General features: G+C 60.1%; 1 protein-coding gene. It reads left to right on the forward strand.

Annotation, left to right across the window (positions count from 1 at the left end):
* The coding region (locus tag S4A8_RS19115; protein WP_353221330.1) for an IS256 family transposase at nt 1-927 on the forward strand (927 nt) is incomplete at its 5' end.
* Between the last annotated feature and the right edge of the window lie 35 nt (nt 928-962).

Below are 962 nucleotides of genomic sequence, written 5' to 3' on the forward strand. Positions count from 1 at the left end.
CTGGAGTCGGTCCTACCGTGGCTGTATCTCAAGGGTGTATCGACCAACGATTTCGACGAAGCGCTCAAGGCGCTGTTCGGGGACTCGGTCAAAGGCTTGTCGGCATCGACGATCAGTCGCCTGAAAGCCGGCTGGGAGCACGAGTACGACACGGTCAGCGAGCGCGATTGGCGCGGCCACGAGATGGTGTATCTCTGGGCGGATGGCATCTACGTCAACGTGCGCGCCGCCGAGCGGCGCTGTGTGTTGGTGGTCATCGGCTGCGATAGTCACGGCCGCAAGCACTTCCTGGCCATCGAGGAGGGCTTCCGTGAATCGACCGAGAGCTGGAGAGCACTGCTGTTGAGCCTGCGTGATCGCGGGCTGGTCGTCGCGCCCAGGCTCGCCGTCGGCGACGGCGCGATGGGATTTTGGGCCGCGCTGGCCGAGGTCTATCCCAAGACAGCGGTCCAGCGATGCTGGGTGCATAAAACCGCGAACGTGCTCGACAAGCTGCCCAAGCGGATACAGCCGCAGGCCAAAGGCCATCTTCATGAAATATGGCAAGCTGACACACGTCACCACGCCGAGCAGGCCTTTGATCGGTTTGTTGCGATCTACGACGACAAATACCCGAAGGCCACAGCGTGCCTGCAAAAAGACCGCGCTGAACTGCTCGCCTTCTACGACTTCCCGGCGGCACACTGGCAGCATTTGCGGACCAGCAATCCGATCGAGTCCACCTTTGCCACGATTCGCTTGCGTACCGCAGCCACGCGCAACTGCGTGAGCGCCAAAAGTGGACTGTCGCTGGTACACCAACTGGCGATGAGCGCTCAGAAACGCTGGCGCCGCTTACGCGGCTTCAAACAACTCGCCGATGTCATTGATGGCATCCAATTCATCGACGGAATAGACGAGCGACAACTCAGCAGGAAAGCCGCCTAGCTTCTTTCCTCATACACCAGATTTGACAGTAACTC

It is taken from the genome of Salinisphaera sp. S4-8 (assembly GCF_040361235.1).
GTDB lineage: Bacteria > Pseudomonadota > Gammaproteobacteria > Nevskiales > Salinisphaeraceae > Salinisphaera.